The organism is Xenorhabdus sp. XBWT (assembly GCF_059072735.1).
Window position 1 is genome coordinate 2,208,773 of the sequence record NZ_CM180990.1, and the last position, 21,370, is coordinate 2,230,142.

A 21,370-nucleotide genomic window follows, 5' to 3' on the forward strand; every position below is an offset into this window, starting at 1 on the left:
TTCTATCGCATGATGAAAATTACTCTAGTTCTTTGTACGTTCAACTGGCTTTATATTGAGTTCATCCTCATCCTCCTTTGATACTAATATGAAACGGCTGACATTGGGGTTTAATTCCATCCGTTTAACTATTTTTGACAGTAAAATTATCTTCTTCAGCGTCTGAGTTCCGATGCTTTCAAGCTTTATATAGCGCTTAGCCGCCTGTTCAAGATTGACAATGCATATACTGGTGTCTTCTAATGCCTGATGAAGCAGTTCTAGATTTTCGCCACTGCGCCAGAGTGATAGGTTGGCTAATCTGCTATCAGAAAACCGGACGGCTGAACCCTGACCCCGATCATCTATCGTGATATGCCGATAGTGAGCCAATGTCTCGGAGGGGGAAAGCCTGTAACACAATTTGTCTGAACGTCCGGTGATAGCCAGCCGATCGATACCTGCCAGTTGCGGCAGACTGATTTTTTCACCATAAGGAACCTGACCTACCTGCAACACCAGACTCTCCGATGTTCGGTTAACAAAACGGTAATTCCCCACTGGGGTAGACTTTCTTTCGCTAACTTGCCACAATTCTCCGGTAGTCTGATCATGGACATAACTGGCTTCCTGCCCAGCAACCTGACCCAAGTAATGCAGAACATGATCCGGATTAAGTTCGCTGGAACGAAGCGTTTTCCCTTCTTTCGGCAGATACCACGCAGGATAACCACGCTCAGAAAACAGTCTAACGGCTTGCGGTAATGCAGCTTCATTCCTGAGTGCCACAATGGCTGAGGCAATTTGATTGTCCGTGCGCCCCTGCAAATGCCAGGCAATCAGCATCGGACGGTCTGTCATATTGGCGTCAGCTGACAGCAGTAAGACCGCACCGTCCGGGGTTTCCAGCCGGAGTGTATTGCCCTGACGAACCGCACTGTGGTATTGATGGCCGTCCCGGGGCCAGGGTTCCGCAGCAGGTTCTTCAGAGAGCACCCGCTTTTCACTCAATTTAAAGTTAGTCTCCGTCGATAGTGGCTGACGATATAACTGATGGTTATCGGTGTCAAAAATCCATGCCTGACTGCCATCCCCCGCCAAACCAAGGTAGTCCAGAGTGTGTTCTGTATTGAGACCAACTCTGCCCTGCACCACCTTATTTTTTGTACTGTCATACCAGGCACTGACGGGTTTTCCGTCTTTATCCTGCAACCCCAACAGTAGCAGGGTACTGAATCGATCTGGAGTATCCTGCGTCATCTGCTTCAGTACGTCAGTCAGCGTCTTCTGGCCATGTTGTTGCAGCTTCTTTTGTTGCAGTTGCAGCCAGTCTGTCGTTACCCCGATCAGACGGACACTGCCCTGATCACCTGCCAGCCATAGCATCCCCCAGCTGGAGAGTGCAACCAACTGCTTGTTCACGATGGATACGGATCTGATATCATCAATAGCCACCTTGCTGACCGGAGTGCCGGACAGGCCATTATCCTGCTGAAAATAAAGACTATGCCTCTGATGACTGTAAAAATAATAACCCGGTTTATCACCGGTCGTGGTGAAAACGAGGGTGAAATCCGCCGTCAGGGCCAGAATGCTCCGTTTTTTATCGTTCAGCCCAACCAGAATGCCGTCATTCTCCTGATCCGGATTGTTCCGTTTTTTATCGTTCAGCCCAGCCAGAATACCGGCATCCTCTTGATCCGGATTTATCCGGTTCATTCTGACCACATTCTGCAGCTGTTTTCCATCAGTCTGTAACCAGTAATGTCTATCCACACCCGCTACTTGCCCAGAAAGGCCGATGACCTCCGCTGGGCTGCCTTTAACTTGACGTTCCGGTGCGCAGAGATCGCCGATAAACCACTGAGTCGCCGCCAGTGGTGCCAGCAGGCCATTAAAATCACCGTCACTGGAATCGAGGGAGACAGGCAGAGAGATTTTTTCACTGACTTTCTCCAAACCCGCCAGCATAGCTGTATTCCCGTCAACTGCCACCAGTTTTAGTGTTTTCTCTGCCACCTGATAAGTATACGAGATACGACCTTCATCCAACTGCTGTTCCACCACGAACCAGAGCTGGTCATTGCTTTGCATCACGTGGCTGCTGATTTTTTCCTGATCATTCCCCGATAATTTTATCGGCAGATATTGCCGAAGAACTTCGCCAGTGGCAATGTCCACTTGCCATAGCGTGGCATCACGGTAAAACCACGCCTCATCACCTTCAACTTTCGCCAGCTCTGCATAGCTGAGAAAATCTGCTGCGTCAGGAACGTTGGTGTAAATCATACGATCACGACCGGTCTCATAGAATGCACGGCCGACAAGACGGCTTTTCGGCGGCTGATAGTTTTCCACCACTAAGTACGGTCTGTTGTGATGCTCAAAATTGCTTAATTGACTGAGATGTTCATGCAACTCCTGCAAGTTGTGATACGACTTAGCATTTGTTACGTTCTCTGTTATCTGCCACTGATTATCTTTGTCCTGCTCGACAGAAAATACCCCTGCATTATTTATCAGGGAAATATTATCCGACGCTTCAGGCAGGGTTATCTCTATACCGCCGATATGCAGTAGTTGTTTGTCATCTTTTTTGCTGAGGCTGGGGATAACATGAGAGCGGATATGACTGGCTTCCAGTACCCAGTGGGTATCAGTGTTTCCCTGTAAGGACAGAGAGACACCCTCCTGCAAGCTGATACGGTATTTACCCTTCCCGCCAATTAATTGGTAGGACAAGATCCCGTGAACCTTCTCTTCCTCCGGCAACTGCTGGATGACAATGTCCCGGTCTTCATCGTCCAGAATGATGTCAACTGGCGTCTTAACAAAGTCCGGCTTTATACGGCGTACCACACGTTCTCCGGGAAAAGCATAAAAATCAAAGTCGAATCGTCCGTCTTCTTCCAGTCGTCGCAGAACGTCAAACCCCCGGTCGTGGCGGCCAGTGACGAAGGGCAGGATCATATATTCGTAATTAATGTAGGACTTCATAGTAACTGGCAGGATCAATATGTCACTGCTTCTGGGATGGAAATTGAAGTTGACCTGTGCCTGTTTGTAACCGATGCCTTCACGGATATTAATTGCATGATTTTTATCAGTATCAGCCGCTCTGCCGGGCCACCAGAAAAAGTAATTACTCCGGCCTGAGCCCCATGAATGAGTCGGGTCGTTGCGATAGAGATATTGGCTGTCAAAAGTCAGGTCACCGTGGCGCAAATCGAGTTTACTAATCACTGCGCCGGGGATCGGTTCCATCACTGTGTAACGGTTGCCATCTTTCGTTACTTTTTCTGTCTGCCGATATCCCCCCTGCTGATAAGCGGCTTCCAGATCGGCAAAATAATTGCCTACCGCCTTTGCATCATCGACTACCCTGCCGAACGCCTCGGCCAGGGCTGTAAAACCAATCCCTAAACCTGCCAGTGGCACCGCTAGTGAGGAGGCAAAACCCGCAACAATGGGGGCACCGAGGATCCCGGCACCAATACCCACGCCAGTTGTCACCAGGCCAGCACTGTCAAACGCCAGCTGAGTACCATAAACAGCCTTCTGGGATTCATTCTGCGCATGCGCCAGTTCTATGCTGTCCAGTACCACACTGGCGATATTTAATCCGATCCCGACCCCCGTGCTGACATGTGACAGTGATGAAAACAGGCTACTTGTCACTCCCCGGCCTTCACTGGCCACTGCCCTGTACAAACTGGCGAGTTTAGCGATGTCTTCCAGCCCACCATGAGCCATCTGCGCCAGATTAACATAAGTGTGCACCTGCAGTGCTGTCTTTAACGTAGAGGGAAGCGTATTGGGTACCTTATCACTGGCTACAGTGGTGCGGCTTTTATCGGCAAACCAGGGGATCAGAGTCTGAATGATAAAGGCGGAATTCAGCCCGTGTACAGCTTCTACTTCGGGGATACCTGTGCGCAGGGTGAGCTTTCCTTCAGTATACTCGTGGGTTTTGCTGATAGTATCGAGATCTTTATCATAAGAATGAATAAAATCAATAATACGTCGGTCATCCGTCATGAGTGTCTGGGGAGGAAGCTCAGACTGTGCCGTATTAATAAACTGTAAAGAATAACTTCCTGATTGGGACTTATCCTCTCTGAGACTGCCCAGTACTGGTAGCCATTCTTCTGCGGACAATGTTTTTTTGCTGTACAGCTGCGCCATGGCCTGCTGAAAATCCTCTGTGCGGTTAAGCATCGCCAGCAGCCGGATGTCAATCTGCTCATTGTCTGGAACCAGAGTTGTTTTGTTTCCCAGTGGCGGGTTAACTCTACTTCCTGTAGGGACTGATTTACCTGGAGTTACTTCTACTGCCCATATCCTATGCTCCGGATTAAAAACAAACGTGGCTTTATTACCGTTTTCCGTGAGTTGTTTCCGGCCTTCAGGGCTGACCATAATTTGAGTGGTATAAGCCTTAACAGAACGCGGATGAAGAATACGCTGGTCAAGCGACTGAGCAAACTTTAGTGCATAACTTTCCTGCTGACCTTCACCAGCCAGTGAACAGCTCACCATACTGATATGTTCAGGAGAAGTAGTAATTCCGGAATTTGTGCAGAACTGGCTGAGTTGTGACGCAAGGTCTTGCGGAGTGCGTTTGGCCAGCGTCTGGTGATTAAGCTGATCCTCCCCATCGCGGCTATGACCAACCAGCTGCCAGCGGATTTTTTCTTTATCCTTCAGGATAGTCAGGTCACCATGAACCATCTGGTATTGACCGCGGACATCCAGCTGCACCAGTACCGAATCAGGGTGTTTTCCTGCCAATTTTGCCGCTGCCTCCATGACTACCGGGTCGTTTTCAAGCTGAATAATCAGCTGACCATCAAAGCGGGACGTTCCACCCTCATGGTAAGCCTCAATGACAGGCTTTTCCCAGTTACTGACAGGTTTTCCATCGAACGAAGCAACGCCCTCTGGTTCCTTCTTAGGACCAGAGCGGGTAAAACGCGGTGAATGGAACTTCTCAGCCTCTGGCAAGCCCTGATTGATGATCGGCAAGACTCGTTCCATCACTCCGGCATACAGTTCACCCTCTAACACCCTTTCTTTGCCTGCATCGCGGTACTGATCGAACATCTGTAACATGTCTTTGCCAATACTACCCTCCCCCTCCGGTTCGTAACGCGCAGCGACGTAGAAGGTTTCAAAGAACGAGTGATAGCCGTTACGGATCATGAAGGCCGTATTGGCCATCTGGAAGTTCCAGTATTCCTTGATGCTCAATGTGTTACCGAACAATTCCGGCAAGACGTTACTAACGGTTTGGGTGGTCCCGGAAATTCCGCCTACAAACGGGGTGTCGAGGTCACTCATGTAGCGTGTGGCTTCATTTTTAGGGGCGGGACGGAACTGGTTGTAGCTGCGGTATTTATCTTCCTTGATCCGGTACGGGCCATCGGCATATGCCAGCTCCGGGTGGGTATTGAGGATAAGATACGGGTCGGTCTGATTCAGCCGGTTATTGATTATGACCTTGTTGTCACCTTTTTCCGACATCAGCGCAGCATGGGGATTGACTGGCACCGCTGCCTTGGAAAAACTATCGGCTAGCGGGCGCAGGACATGGAACAATGCTTGTTTGCGCAGGCTCCGGCCCTCATTACCTGACAACAGCGCCTTGGTTGTTTGGTACAATTGCGCATCGTCAATCTCCAAGCCCTCCAAACCACGCAATAACAAGGTGAACAGTTTTCTGTCTAATGACCGTTCAACTGCAACTTGATCAAAGACATGTACTCTTGGGTTGTTTGGATGCTGTGCCGCGTTATCACTGGCGACCCGTTGGGTTTGCTCGTCGATAGCTTGCTCACGCCATTGCTCGTACAGCGGTGCCAGTAGCAATTTGGCCTGGGCAATGTCACTCTGCACATAGCCACCTTGTAGGATCTTGTTCACATCATGGTTTTTTGCCAGATTCGTCGCCAGACTGAACAACAGAGAGTCGTTATTGCGGCTCTGCCAGACTGACTCAGCGAAGTCCTGTTCCCACAGTACCTTGTTCAGGTTGTTGCCCCTGATATCGCGTAGGCTGCTGCGAATGTCTTTTGGCACCAAAACCCCTGCCGGGGTGATATGGTTACGTTCAAGCAAACGCATCAGCTGTTTCATAAATACAGCGCGTTCGGGGGTGTCTTCAATCAGGCGTTTTGCCTTGCTATCATCTTTACGCAGTTGTTCCAGTTTCTCGAAAAAGGCAGTGTTGTATTTATACAGGGTGTCAGTCTGCGCTTTGCTCAAGTGACTGCTGCTGACCTTATCACCCTCGACATCACCCTCGACGGTTATTACCACAAAAGGTGTCGCGGAGCGGTAATCGTTGCCCTGAGGCATTTCCAACAGATACTGGCGCTCGGTAAAACCGACCGATCGTTCAAGCTCATGGATATTGACGAACAACCCGTCACGATCCTGGTGGTAATTGTTCTGGTAAAACCCTTCGACACTGATGGTCTGGAAGCTTGTTATATCCGCGTTTTGATTGATTAGCTCGCTCAAGGCACCAGCCAGTGGCACTTCGCGGGTGATGATGGTATTCGGCGCCTGTCCGGAGACTTGGATCCCAATCTGGTTCGGAACTTTGCGATCAACGTTGATCAACAACAATTTTTTCCCGTTATTTAGCAACTGCGCCTTGAAGCCTTCTCGTAAGGAGTGTTCCGACACCAGGTGGTTGGCGAAATACTGCTCGACGAACTTGGTTTTGACCAACACAGAGCGAATTGGTGCATAGGTCGGTGAACGGAAGGAAGGTGGCTCATTCTTCAGCCGGTATTGTTGCTGCCAGGCCAAGGAGCGGGCTGCGGTACCGAAAGAAAAGTTGAGTACCCCATCAGTTGGTACTACCAACCTGCCGTTCTCTAAGAAGAAATCCTTGAAACGACCATCGGTGCTGGCATTGACCAGCGCAACATTCATGCGGATGTAGCCAGGGCGCTCCTCCATCATCAGTAATGAAATGTTCACCGGCAGATCATCGGAGGCTTGGGGGATCTTGACGAGGGCGTCGAGGGCTGTGGTTTTCTGCTTCTCAGGCGGTGCATTGAGAAATTTGTCGTAAAGGGTCTTGATATTTTTGGCGGCTTGCAGTCTGGAGAACAGCCTCACGTATTCTTCGGTGAACGTGGATTCAGCCACCTGAATGGTCAACTTTCGTTCCAGATGGCTGATCTGCTCATTCATTTGGTCTTGCTTAATTGATGCATTGACCATCAGGCCTGCCACTGTTAAGGGTTTATCGCTGCCGTTATTGAGTTTGAGCAGAGCCTTTTTCCAGATATTGTTATAGCTCGTGATGGCCGTCTGCTGACGGCTATACAACTCAATGTCGCGGTCTAGTTGCTGCTTATAGGCAGTGGTCGCCGGGGTGTTGGGTATGGCGTTCATCTGCTGTCGTCGTTGCTTTAAAGTTTGCAGCTGGTCGCTTACCGAAGAGGGAGTGTCTTGCATCTGAAAGTACTGGGCGGCCAGCACACTCAAAGTACTTTGCTGCATTTCCTGCAGCCGCTCGCCTACCTGACTGATGTAGTCGTCACGCTCGCTGGCATTCATGTTGAACCATTCAGTCTGACGACCCCCTTCCTTGATCTGTAGATCGATCAAAGTATTGAGCAGGTTTTTGAATTTTGTGGACATATAAACCATTACAGTAATCCTTTATCTGTTTTTGAGCGAAGCTCTTCGCGCTTCGAGAATTAGTCAGAATATCTAAAAATACCTAACTATGTTGATAATTATTATCAAAATGATAACTACTTGCAATTGCGTTTTAAGCAAATAATTGCAGATATAAATCAATTGGTTTATTTATAACAATGAGGTTTTTTATTGAATTTTTTTCGTTTATTTTATTATCTAGATATGACGTAGAGGGCTTTGTAACGACCTTTGCCAGTTTCGATATGACGGTATGGCTTATTCATTTAGTATTTTCGTCATTTTCGGATAGCGGCATCACTTGTATAAAAGCAAAATGGTTATTAAATGATGCCGCTAGGCATGAAACGAACGGATCGCATTACAATTGACATGAGTAAAGAAGATCAATTTGATTTATGTACAGAAATTTCTTTAACGTTTGAGTTAATCACCCCCCAATATACTAAAAAAACCATCATCATCATTATTATTATTCTGTAAAAGATAAATTAAACAATAAATAGATTAAAAATCCAGATTTCTGGCTGCATTTTTTAATCGCTCATCTCCACGTCGATCGTACTTTTGGGTTGTAGTAATACTTGAGTGTCCCATCGCATCTTTGACGGTAATGATATCTTCACCATTATCCAGCATAACTGATGCAAATGTTCTGCGTAGATCATGGGGAGCAAATTTCTCCAATCCACTTTCTATTCTGCGTATTTCAAGGATGTGATAGATAGCCTGGTCTGATAAACGATTATCTGTAACATCATCATGGCGGCGAATTCGGGTAAAAAGTGGGCCTGGATGATCGCCACGAACTTCATCAACCCAACGATTTAAGCGTTCCCATGTTCCTTCCGGCATATAAGACAGACGTTCTTTATTACCTTTCCCCATAACTCTTAATGCTTGTTCTCGACGAATTATGTGTTTCATATCAAGCGAAATAATTTCTGAACGACGAAGCCCACATCCAACAAGCACACCAATAATTGCAGCATCACGCAGTCCTTTTGTACTGAGATCATTTTCACAGGTAAAAAATAAAGTTTTTATTTCATAACGTTCAAGTGCCCTGCCTTTTGGTAAGCGATTTCCCCTGACAGACCGAACCTGTTTTATGTGCTGAAAGCTATCGGTGTCGAGTTGCTTCATAGTCCATGCCTCCAATGCAACACCTTTCAAAGCAGAAAGGTAAGTATTAATTGTTGCCGGTGCTTTACCTGAATCTGAAAGCATTTCCATGATAGCTTGAATATGGTGACGTCGCAGTGCTCCCCAAGTACAGTCCTGAATATTTTGATACCCAAGCATTTTTGCCACAATATTCAGAAATGACTTCATGGTCTGACGACTGCGTTTTGATCCAAGACTGACAAGATACGCAATTGCAGGGTTATCATATATCTGTGTTCCCGGAACGGATAGAGGCATCATTATGTCCGGTTCTTGTCGGGAACTTCTCAATATAATCAGTGATTTTTTATCATCATTATTTTCGTAGTTATCTTCATTTTGATTATGGCGGGTCAAAGCTGCCTCCTGACTTCAATGTCTACAGTTTGCCAAAAACGTAGCCCATAGATATAAGCCCATTCCTTATTGACTATTTTTGACTCAATTCTAAAGTCTTTTAAGGGTTACGTTCTGTGAAAAATAGGGGTGATTACTCATGCTATTTTATTTCATAAACTTTACTTTTTCAAATGTATATTTTAATAAGTAGAATGAATGATGGATAAAATATCAAATTAATACAACAAGTTATATATAATGAGAAAAACGTTGTTACTACTGTTCTTAATATCTTTTCTGCAATCTGCAGGGAAAGAATGGGCGATAACTGACTAAGTGTTAACTCTTATAGTTTGTGGGGTTTGTTGTATAACAGACTATTTTTTTGATTCAATGCTAATGAAAAATATCGCGCAATAGCAAGTAAACATAATTTCTATTTCACTTTACATTCTGATGATGATAAAAAGAGCTTCATACTATAATATGAAGCTCTTTGGATATTAAGACGATTTTAGATTATAAAGATCGAAGGATAGCTTCGACGCTCGCTTTTGCATCACCAAACAACATTTGTGTATTTTCTTTGAAGAATAATGGATTTTGCACTCCGGCATATCCGGTATTCATGGAGCGTTTAAATACAATAACGTTTTGGGCTTTCCAAACTTCCAATACTGGCATTCCAGCAATAGGGCTTGAAGGATCTTCCTGAGCCGCCGGGTTTACCGTATCATTGGCCCCAATGACTAAAACAACATCTGTTTCAGTAAAGTCTTCATTAATCTCATCCATTTCCAAAACAATGTCATATGGAACTTTGGCTTCAGCAAGCAGAACATTCATATGGCCTGGTAAACGCCCTGCGACGGGATGAATACCAAAACGGACATTCACGCCCTTCTCACGCAGTTTTGCTGTAATATCATGAACCGGATATTGCGCCTGAGCGACTGCCATACCATAGCCCGGAGTAATAATCACTGATGTGGAGTTTCTCAGTAGTTCAGCGACATCTTCCGCTGTTGTCTCACGATAATCTCCCATATCTTGTTCAATATCTGCCGAAATTCCATCAGAACCGAAACCGCCAGCAATAACACTGATAAAGGAACGGTTCATCGCCTTACACATAATATAAGAAAGGATGGCACCCGAAGAACCGACTAAGGCACCAGTGACAATCAGCAAATCATTGCTTAGCATGAATCCTGCCGCCGCCGCTGCCCAACCTGAATATGAATTCAGCATGGAAATAACTACAGGCATATCTGCACCACCGATAGAGGCAACAAGATGCCAACCAAAAGCGAGTGCAATGATGGTCATAATCAACAGTGTGAATACTTGCAAACCAATATTTTCTGTTCTGATAAAAGTGAACATAAGTATCAAAGATACGATCAGCGCCGCTAAATTGAGTTTATGCCTGTGTGATAACATCAATGGCTTAGAAGAGATATTTCCGCGCAATTTACCAAATGCCACAACTGAGCCAGTAAATGTCACAGCACCAATGAATACGCCGAGGAAAACTTCTGTAAGATGGATATTTTCCATAACAGGGGTGGCGAAGATATCATGGGTGATAAAGCTATTGAATCCCACTAAAACTGCAGCCAAACCAACAAAACTATGCAGGATGGCGACCAATTCCGGCATCTGCGTCATTTCGACTTTTTTGGCAAGGCGAATACCGATAACAGCACCAATGATCATTGCCAAAATAATCCAGCCAACTTTGCCGGAGTCAGGCCCCAGAATAGTAGCAATCAACGCGATTGCCATACCAACAATGCCAAAAATGTTACCCCGTTTTGAACTTTCATGGCGAGAAAGCCCTGCAAGGCTGAAAATGAATAAAATGGCGGCAATAATATATGCCGCTGTCACTACTCCGTTCGACATAAGTTACTCCTTACCCTTTACGAAACATTTTCAGCATACGTTGAGTGACAGTAAAGCCACCAAAAACATTAATGCTGGCAATCAATATGGCAATGAATGAGAAGAAACTTACCCATCCTCCCTCACCAATTTGCAGTACAGCCCCAACGACAATAATCCCTGAGATAGCATTGGTGACAGACATTAATGGTGTATGCAGTGAATGACTCACGTTCCAGACAACGTAATACCCTACGATGCAAGACAGTGCGAACACAGTAAAATGAGATAAAAATTCCTTCGGGGCAACATGAGCTAACCAGCCATATAGAATAATTGCCACACAGGCAATTCCATATTTCAGCCACGAAGATTTCGGGTTTTCTACTGGTTTATCCTCTTTTTTCAGCGGCGAAGGTTTGGGGGCTGGTTGGGCGGAAACCTGGATCGGGGGAGCCGGCCATGTGATTTCTCCTTCTTTAATAACAGTAACTCCACGCACAACGACATCATCAAAATCGATGGTGATTTTCCCGTTTTTCTCTTTACACAGTAATTTCAGTAAATTGACCAGATTCGTTCCGTAGAGCTGAGATGATTGAGTTGGCAGGCGGCTGGGTAAGTCAGTATATCCGATAATTTTCACACCATTTGGTGTCACGAAAAGTTTATCAGCTTGCGTATATGCACAGTTACCGCCGTTTTGGGCAGCCAGATCGACAATCACACTACCTGATTTCATGGAATCAACCATTTCTTTGGTAATGAGCAGTGGTGCTGGTTTTCCGGGTATCAACGCCGTAGTGACGATAATATCAACCTCTTTTGCCTGCGCAGCGAATAATTCCATTTCTGCTTTGATAAAGGTTTCTGACATGACTTTTGCGTAACCATCGCCGCTACCAGCCTCTTCTTTGAAATTCAATTCCAAAAATTCAGCCCCCATGCTTTGAACTTGTTCCTTAACTTCGGGACGTGTATCGAAAGCACGGACAATTGCGCCAAGACTACCGGCAGCACCAATGGCAGCCAACCCCGCGACACCCGCTCCGATGATCATAACTTTAGCTGGTGGTACCTTACCTGCTGCTGTAATTTGCCCTGTGAAAAAACGACCAAACTCATGGGCCGCTTCGACAATGGCTCGATAACCAGCAATATTCGCCATTGAACTAAGAGCATCTAAAGATTGTGCCCGGGAAATTCGTGGCACCGAGTCCATAGCCAGAACCGTTACCTTACGTCCTGATAGTTTCGCCATTAATTCCGGATTTTGTGCCGGCCAAATAAAGCTAACTAGCGTAGCACCCTCCTTCATCAAGGCTATTTCATCATCTTCGGGGGCATTCACTGTAAAAATGATATCTGATTGCCAGACTTGATGGTGTTCTGCAATCTCTGCTCCTGCTTTTTGATAGGCAACATCATCAAAACTGGCAAGTTGCCCTGCCCCTGACTCAACTATGACGCTAAACCCCAATTTACATAATTGCTCCACGGTTAATGGTGTGGCAGCAACACGAGCTTCATTGGAGAGCCGTTCTTTTGGTACACCAATATGCATAATGTTTCCTTCTCTGAGAATGAAATATATTGCCGATTATTACCTGTTGAAGCCTATTTAACGATTAGATTGATTTTATTACTGCTATCAGAAAAATCTATCAATAAAATAGTAACTCAATGAAATTAGTGTCAACAGTTTATTATGGTTGAAGTAAGAAAAACAAAAAGACGTTTCAATATAAACAATACTTCAGCTCGTATAACTCTCTATATTTATTATAATTATTAGAAACATATACCAAAAAATAACGATCGTTTATTTGGGGGGCGCAAATTCTTGCGACAATTAGCATTATTACATGTAATAATTACGCTCTATGTGATACATAACAATGTTCAGCCCGTTATAAATATTTTAATGCGCAAGGCGAAAGGATTTTTTATGAAGCTGAAGACAACGATCATCGCTACCGCGGTGTTCTCATTAACCTCGATTACTGCTGCACATGCGGCTAAAGAATTAACTCCAGAACAAGCCGCAGAGCTCAAACCCTTCGAGCGAATCGCAGTCACTGGTCGTTTTAATGCAATTTATGAAGCTGCTGATGCAATTTCACGTCAGGCGGATAAAAAAGGCGCTGAAAGTTTTTACATCCAAAGCCTCGACGATCTTAATGGACGGGGAAATTTGCGTGTTGTAGCCGACTTGTATCATAAAGATGCGGAAAAAGCAGATAAAACACCTAATTATCGCATCTACCGTGGTATCAAGGAACTTCCTAAAAATGAAGCAATTACTTTAGAACCTTTCGATACTGTCACCATGAATGGTTACTTTCCTACTGACCCTGACCTGAAAGAAGCTATTGCTAAAGAGGCTAAAAAGAAAAATGCAGCCTCTTTCTTTATCGTTCGGGATATTGCACCAAATAATGGCGGAAACCAGATAGTTACAGCATATATCTATAAAGAAGATGCACCAAAGCGCAAGGTTCAATCCAATGTTGCTGTGATCCCGGCCGACTCTGATACTGGGCGCCAAGCTCTGGCACAAGGTGGTGAAGAAGCTAAGAAAGTGGAAATTCCCGGCGTTGCTTCTTCAACTTCAACAAGCAATGTCGTCGGTCGCTTTTTTGAAACCCAGACATCAAAAGGTGGGCGTTACACTGTAACCTTACCTAATGGTGCAAAAATTCAAGAACTGAACAAAGCTTCCGCCGCCCAGATGGTTCCATTTGACTCCATCTCTTTTTCTGGCTACTACACAACTGCACCGGAAGTTTCTTATCAGGTTGCAAAACGTGCAGCAGAGAAAGGTGCAAAATACTATCACATCACTAGAGAATGGCAGTCTAATGGTGGTAACGTTACTATCAGTGCTGATTTATTCAAATAATCAGAACACGATTACTCCCATTTATGAAAAAAGGCACAAATGTAATATTTGTGCCTTTTCGCTCAGTCACTTTTCTATTTCATGAGCTTTGTCTGTAATACTTTCAACTATTTTTTAAAGCAATTCCATCGGGTTCTGCTTTTTAGGTCACGTAGCGGAACAAAGGCTGCTGCTTGAATTTGTTTTTGTTCCAGAGCAGCAAAAAGAACCGGATTTTTGATAATTCTGTCATGCCAGCCAGTGTTCCATAAAGCGATCCCATTAAAATCTACTGGACTTCCCATAATCAAGGAACCTAGGGTAGCTTCAGCTTCATTAATAGTAATAAATTCGCGTCCCTTTATAAGTTGAGGAGATAAATACCGCTTAAAACCCTCAATCCAGTCGTCAATTGAGCCATAAAATGACTTCCATCCCGAAAACTGCCCCGCCGTAGGGTCGATGATGATGGCTTGACCATTAATACTTGCAACGACAGCATAATGATTGGCTGGTGTTTTATGGTGAAGCCCAGTCCACCTAAGTAAGCCGATCACGCGATAAGGTATGTTGCGTTGTATTAGAAGTTCAACTATCCGTTTTGCACAAACGAGACATTTCCCATGTGGATTATGAGAGTAATCCACGATCAGGTAATCATTTACAATAAAATCAATAGACACGATGCTTTCACCTTTCGGTTGTGAAGTGTAGGAAATCGCAGAGCCAGAGGTCATACTGAGTCGTATACATTTGCATAATTGTTCATTATTTGTTTTTTTCATTATAAGAATCACAGTAGGTACAATGATAAATGTTTGTCTTATGAACACTTATATAATTCTTAAGTTGATAGTGTATTTTAGAAAAATTATCAGTAATTCATTTCCTTACTTTTCTGCATAAAATTTATTTTTTTTTGCATAGTCAACCATTGCATACAATCCCATCACTCCGTAAAATCGCCATGTTTTTTAGATTAATCTACTAAATCTTCTTTGCAATCCATAGCATGGATGCAATAAATATCCAATATGTGTTCGATATTTAGAGCAAGTGTTCTGGCTAATCGTATCGATTATATTATTTTTAGGAACGTATCTTTGGAAAAGAAATTAGGCCTCACATCTCTGACAGCCTTGGTACTCAGTTCGATGGTTGGTGCCGGTGTATTTAGTCTGCCACAAAATATGGCACAGGTTGGCAGCCCAGCTGCATTAATGATTGGTTGGGGAATAACAGGCATAGGCATTCTCTTTTTAGCCACCTCTTTGCTTTTGCTTTCGCGCCTTCGCCCTGATTTGGACAGCGGCATTTTTACGTATGCACGAGAAGGATTTGGGGAGTTAGTTGGGTTTTGTTCTGCATGGGGATATTGGTTCTGCGCCATTATTGCTAACGTTTCTTATTTAGTTATCGTCTTTGCAGCATTAAGTTTTTTCACTGATACCGAACATTTCGTGATCTTCGGGGACGGTAATACCTGGCAATCGTTAATAGGTGAATCTATTTTACTTTGGTTTGTCCACTGGTTAGTTCTTCGAGGTGTGCAGACTGCTGCGGGAGTCAACCAATTAGCCACGGTAGCAAAATTATTACCGTTAGGTATGTTTATTATTTTGGCTATTATCGCCTTCAAAATGGATGTATTCTCTTTTGATTTTACTGGTATTGAAATGGGAGTTCCGGTCTGGCAGCAAGTTAAAGATACGATGCTAATTACTTTATGGGTTTTCATTGGGGTTGAAGGTGCTATTGTTGTTTCAGCCCGAGCCAGAAAGCGTAAAGATATTGGTATCGCTACAGTACTGGCTGTCATTTCTGCATTGGGTATTTATGTACTTGTTACCTTACTCTCACTAGGCTTAGTTACACGACCTGGATTGGCAGCTATGCGGAACCCTTCCATGGCAAATCTAATGGTAGGGTTAATTGGTTCTGCGGGGGAAATTGTGATTATTGCCGGATTGATCATTTCTGTTTGCGGAGCTTATTTAAGCTGGACAATCATGGCGGCAGAAGTACCATTTATTGCTTCATTACACGGCTCATTTCCTAAAGCATTCAATAAACAAAATAGTAAGAAAACGCCTGAGTCATCACTCTGGATTACGAATGGAGCAGTCCAGCTGGCTTTAATTTTCATTTGGCTAAGCGGAAGTAATTATAATACGTTACTCTCTATTGCTTCAGAGATGATCCTTGTACCCTACTTTCTTGTTGGTGCATTTTTAGTGAAAGTAGCATTTGAGCGTAGTAGCCGTGCTTTATTATCGATTGCTGTGGGCGCCTGTATTTATGGATTATGGTTGCTTTACGCATCAGGTTTAGTCAATTTGCTGCTTTCAGTCGTGTTATATGCTCCGGGTTTACTGGTTTTTCTGTATGCGCGTAGACAAAACGAAGAAAGAACACCACTGAATCCCATGGAAAAATCGGCTATTGGGATTTTATTTCTAGTAACGATTCCTTCCACGTGGCTATTAATACACTAACAATGAGTCATTATTGCTGGATTGCTTCAGTTTCAAGTAGGTTTTTTAAGGGGGGAAATTTATTTCTCCTCTTATTTTTTGTCCAAAACCTGCTGAAAAACCAATCAAATCTGTTCTTTTGTTAAAAAGTATATTTTACCGTATTGAGTTTTTTTGGATTGACATGTTTCTGGATCTTTAATCTTTTATTTTTTTGTTTCATATATATTTTGTTTTTTTAATCTAAGTGTATGTTGTAACTAAAATGATGAAGGGTAGTTCATAACGCACTCAATACATAAATATTAATTATTGTTTTTACCTGGTTTATTTGAAATATGAATTAAAATTGTCTATTCCATGAGATCTTCTTGTTAGCCATTACTAATAACAAGTTAACTTTAAATAGATTCAATGTGTTCAAATTTGATTTAAATCAAATTATAAATTTTGACATAAACAAAATATTTAAAATAAAAATCAAAAGAGGGAATGTCAATCATAAATACATAATATTTAGTTAAAAACTCAGTAAAAAAATAAATCGCAAACATGTATGTGTTTTACGCCATATTTATTTTCACAAAACATCACCAATTAATAATTAATCTTATAAAACAGAATAAAAGTTCATTAGAGATCAAAAAACATTCTATGTTATGAATAACAATGCTATCAATGTTGATTTTACGGATTAAAAATCCCGAATAAGTAGATTAGTCAAGTTATTATTTTGAACTTTTCTAATTGATCGCTACTATATTCTTCGACTTATCTCTTGATAAGAAAATATGGACTGTCGTTTACCTATTATTTATCGGATGTAAATCTAGATAATTCACTTGCTGTATTAATGTACGGCTTTAATGTTAACTCAATAATCTATCTCTCTGTCGCCTAAGCTCGTCAGAGGTGGGATATATTAAGAAATGAAAAGCAAATTAATTATTTCATCTTTATTTGTTTCATCTGTATTTATGTCCGCTGCTCATGCTATTGATGGACAAATCAAATTTACGGGAAAGATTACTGCCACTGCGTGTAAAATCGATTCAGATTCCACTAATCAAACCGTAAATATGGGAACTATCAGCTCAAGTTCATTCAACGGAGCTTATAGTACTTCTGCCCCGACTCGCTTTAGTATTAAATTAACTGATTGCCCAACAGATTATCACCATGCTCAAGTCAAATTTGATGGTAACACAGACAGAGTCGGCAGTCGTTTTTTAGCACTAGACAATAATAAAGGAAACGCGGCTAAAGGTGTTGCGCTTGCTCTTTATGAAGATGACAGTAACACGTTGATTAATATAGCTGAAAACTCACGTCCTCAACCCTTGAAGGACAAAAAAATTAATAAGCTGAATTTCATTGCCAAATACATTGCGACAACTGACAGCACCGTGACTGCGGGTACGGGTGATGCAGTAGCTCACTTCACTATCATCTATAACTAATCGAATACTAATGGAATTCATGGCAAGGAAGCCAAAACAATATAACTCAGGACAATATCATTCAGGTTTAAATGACCAAAAATGATACTGGTTCGTTAATTACATTGATTGAAACATAAGAATAATATTGTTTGGAGCAACTACTTTGAAATATTTTCGCATTTTGTTTTTTATTTTAATCTACATTTTCAGTATCAATATCTCTTTTGCTGGTGTCGTAATTGGCGGCACACGAGTTATTTATATCAGCGACCAAAAAGAAGCGTCTATTTCCATTAACAATCCAGAAACAGGTATCTCTTACCTCATTCAAACGTGGGTTCAAGGTGAACACGGTGAAACTAAACCACCCTTTATTATCACTCCCCCACTCTTTAAATTAACAGCAGGGAATGAGAATATTTTACGAATTGTTAAAACCGGAAATAATTTACCAAATGACAGAGAATCTTTGTTCTGGCTCAATATCAAGTCTATTCCTGCTACGACCAAATCAGAACAAAACCAATTGCAAATCACGGTAAAGTCTCGGTTTAAGTTATTCTATCGCCCTGCCGACTTAGCAGAATATGCGGAAACTGCTTATAAGACCCTGAAGTTCAGAACCGATGGCCATAAGCTCATTGTAGAAAATCCAACACCTTATTACGTCTCTTTTTCTGAGCTGACAACCGAAAATGGGATAAAAAATTATGAAATCCAATCCCCCGGTATGATCCCTCCTTTTGAACAACTAAGCTGGGATATTCCGATTAAAAACATCAATAAAGTAACTTGGAAAACTATTAATGATTTTGGCGGCATCACGCCAGAAGAAAAACGTATGTTTTGAACAAAAATCATTCCATATATACCCAATAGATTTCAAAATATAATGTGAAAGATGGCGGGTATATCAAAATTAGAAAATTATCATGGATAACTACCGTCATTATCTTCAACAAAAAATTTCTAATAATTGGATGTTGTTTATTAAGTTAAGCCTGCAATATTTATATCGGAAAGCGCTTTTCAGTGCGTTGTTAACTTCCTGTTTTCTGGCCTATAGCAATAAAGTTTATTCTGAAGAGCATTTCAACATCAATGCATTGGAAATCCATTCAGATTTTCCAGAAGATATTGATCTGTCAATTTTTACTAAAGATGATCAGCAGCCACCCGGTCGTTATTGGGTCGATATTTATCTTAACCGAGAGCAAGTAAATACCGGAAATCTTGATTTTATTATCGTAAACAATAGACTCTCACCAAAACTTAAAATTCAGCAACTCCGGGAAATGGGAGTTAATATTGATTCATTCCCTTTGCTCCGTGATTTATCACAAGAGACAGAAATTTCTGATCTAGGTCAATATATCTCATCTGCATCAACTTTTTTTGATTTTAAACTTCAACGACTGGATATCAGTGTTCCACAGGCTGCATTACATAATCAAGCCAGAGACTATGTACCACCTAATTTATGGGAACAGGGATTAACATCTCTGCTAGTCAATTATAATTACAATGGATCTTTGGCTTGGCAAGATAACCAATCCGGCTCTACAAAAAATCATTTTCTTAATCTTAGAACAGGCGCTAACTGGGAAGCATGGCGTTTACGGAATTATTCCACCTATAGCAGCCAAAATAGAAAATGGCAAAATCTGAATACTTATCTTCAACGGGATATTCATGCCTTAAAAAGCCAATTAACATTAGGTGATAATTACACTTCCTCACCTATTTTTGATAGTTTTCAATTTTATGGTGCTCAATTGGCTTCTGATGACAGTATGTTGCCTGATAGTCTGAAAGGATTTGCTCCAACAATCCGAGGAATTGCACAAAGCAATGCTCAGGTAATCATTAAACAGAATAGTTATATTATCTATGAGACTTATGTTTCCCCCGGCCCTTTTGTTATCAACGATCTCTATCCAACAGTTTCTACCGGTGATTTAGAAGTTATCGTCAAGGAAGCAGATGGAAAAGAACATCGTTCTATGCAATCTTTTTCTACAGTACCGATCATGTTACGGGAAAATAGCCTACGGCATTCCCTGACGTTGGGAAAATATAAATCCAATTCTCATCAAGATAAGGAACCCTTTTTTATGCAGGGTACGGTGATATATGGTGTTTCCAATCATGTCACTGCTTATGGCGGGACAACAATCGCAAAAGATTATCAATCAGTGGCATTGGGTACAGGCTATAGCCTTTCTGATTGGGGTTCCATCTCTTTTGATGTGACTTATGCCAAAACAAATTCAGTACCCAGCGGAAACCATTATGGTCAATCTTATCGCTTTCAATATGCCAAAGATCTCTCACAAACCGGTACTAGCCTCACGCTCGCGGGTTATCGTTATTCAACTCAAAATTTTTACGATTTCAAAGAAGCAAATGAATTAGATGCTGCAAATGGCGGAGGTATTTACAGTGGTACCAATAAACGCAGCAAATTGCAGCTACATATTAACCAGCCTCTGGGTGACTGGGGATCTGTCTATTTCTCTGCCTTGCAGCAAGATTATTGGCATCAGAAAGGTTATGAGAAAAGCATCAACGCAGGTTATAGCACAAGTTACAACTCAATCAATTATAACCTGAACTATTCCCACAATGGTTTCCCGGGTGAAAATCGCAATGAGCAGATTATCGCATTGAGTATTCAGATTCCTCTTGACCGTTGGCTGAAAAATAACTGGGTAAGCTATAACATGACTAACAGCAAAAACAGTGATACTTCTCATCAGCTCGGTTTGACGGGTAGTGCTCTTGAAGATAACAAGCTGACTTACAATATCCAGCAGAATTACACTCACCATAATAAAACTAATGGCGGAAATATTAATGCGGAATATAAAGGAGCATATAGCCAAGTTAACGCCGGTTACAATTACAATAAACATTCCAAGCAACTGACTTATGGTTTAAATGGTGGGATTGTCGTCCATCCCTATGGCGTTACCCTTTCCCAATCTTTGGGGGATACTCTTGTATTGGTGCGTACCAATGGTGTTCAGGGCATTAAAGTACAAAACTATTCTGGTATCAAGACTGACTGGCAAGGCCATGCGATCGTGCCTTATGTCAGTAGCTACCGAAAAAACCGCATTGCTCTGGATACAAATTCGATGGGTAATAACGTTGATATTGATATTAATACGCAAACCATCGTCCCAACTCGGGGTTCATTGACTTTGGCCAATTTCCAAACTCGAATTGGTCACCGTGTCTTACTTACATTTTCCCACAACGATAAAGAGATCCCCTTTGGTGCAATTGCAACATTGGAGCAAGAAAATGAGATAGATGAACCCAATAGTACTATTGTCGGTAATGATGGTCAGGCTTATCTCAGTGGTATTCCTCAGTCAGGCCGGATATGGGTGAAATGGGGTCATAAAGATGTTCAAGAATGTCATGTTAATTATCAACTTCCAGAGGAAACTCCAGAATCTGGTCTGTACATGCTGAATGCATCCTGCGAGTAACAATTTGTGAATAACAATTTA

10 protein-coding genes are annotated in these 21,370 nt (G+C 42.5%); 5 read left to right on the plus strand and 5 right to left on the minus strand.

All coding sequences use genetic code 11. From position 1 onward, the window contains the following. Positions 1-24: 24 nt before the first annotated feature. From AC5JQI_RS09885 to pntA, 4 genes are all read right to left on the minus strand, one after another. On the minus strand, positions 25-7,647 hold the full coding sequence (locus AC5JQI_RS09885) for a TcdA/TcdB pore-forming domain-containing protein (protein ID WP_493912020.1): 7,623 nt from the start codon (positions 7,645-7,647) through the stop codon (positions 25-27). A 519-nt stretch (positions 7,648-8,166) separates the two neighbouring features. Continuing rightward, a complete protein-coding gene (locus tag AC5JQI_RS09890; RefSeq protein WP_493914653.1) occupies positions 8,167-9,084 on the minus strand; it encodes a tyrosine-type recombinase/integrase in 918 nt (305 codons plus the stop codon). 600 nt (positions 9,085-9,684) lie between these two features. Next, positions 9,685-11,073: a Re/Si-specific NAD(P)(+) transhydrogenase subunit beta gene (gene pntB, locus AC5JQI_RS09895; protein WP_493912021.1), complete on the minus strand. Its 1,389-nt coding sequence runs from the start codon at positions 11,071-11,073 to the stop codon at positions 9,685-9,687. A gap of 10 nt (positions 11,074-11,083) precedes the next feature. Next, positions 11,084-12,616, minus strand: a complete 1,533-nt coding sequence (gene pntA, locus AC5JQI_RS09900; protein WP_493912022.1) for a Re/Si-specific NAD(P)(+) transhydrogenase subunit alpha — start codon at positions 12,614-12,616, stop codon at positions 11,084-11,086. Positions 12,617-13,000: 384 nt separating this feature from the next. On the opposite strand from pntA, the gene ydgH reads away from it, so the two are divergent. After that, positions 13,001-13,954, plus strand: coding sequence for a DUF1471 family protein YdgH (gene ydgH, locus AC5JQI_RS09905; protein ID WP_493912023.1), 954 nt, complete (start codon positions 13,001-13,003; stop codon positions 13,952-13,954). A gap of 107 nt (positions 13,955-14,061) precedes the next feature. Here ydgH and AC5JQI_RS09910 read toward each other — a convergent pair whose 3' ends face one another. Next, positions 14,062-14,616 (minus strand): hypothetical protein, encoded by a 555-nt coding sequence (locus tag AC5JQI_RS09910; RefSeq protein WP_493912024.1) that lies wholly within the window; start codon positions 14,614-14,616, stop codon positions 14,062-14,064. A gap of 420 nt (positions 14,617-15,036) precedes the next feature. On the opposite strand from AC5JQI_RS09910, the gene AC5JQI_RS09915 reads away from it, so the two are divergent. The 4 genes from AC5JQI_RS09915 to AC5JQI_RS09930 all read left to right on the plus strand — a co-directional run bounded on the left by AC5JQI_RS09915 (position 15,037) and on the right by AC5JQI_RS09930 (position 21,349). After that, positions 15,037-16,428: a basic amino acid/polyamine antiporter gene (locus AC5JQI_RS09915; RefSeq protein ID WP_493912025.1), complete on the plus strand. Its 1,392-nt coding sequence runs from the start codon at positions 15,037-15,039 to the stop codon at positions 16,426-16,428. A gap of 908 nt (positions 16,429-17,336) precedes the next feature. Then, positions 17,337-17,867, plus strand: a complete 531-nt coding sequence (locus AC5JQI_RS09920; RefSeq protein WP_493912026.1) for a fimbrial protein — start codon at positions 17,337-17,339, stop codon at positions 17,865-17,867. 145 nt (positions 17,868-18,012) lie between these two features. Continuing rightward, on the plus strand, positions 18,013-18,699 hold the full coding sequence (locus tag AC5JQI_RS09925; protein ID WP_493912027.1) for a fimbrial biogenesis chaperone: 687 nt from the start codon (positions 18,013-18,015) through the stop codon (positions 18,697-18,699). Between the two features lie 82 nt (positions 18,700-18,781). Then, positions 18,782-21,349 (plus strand): fimbria/pilus outer membrane usher protein, encoded by a 2,568-nt coding sequence (locus AC5JQI_RS09930; protein ID WP_493912028.1) that lies wholly within the window; start codon positions 18,782-18,784, stop codon positions 21,347-21,349. Positions 21,350-21,370 lie beyond the last annotated feature (21 nt).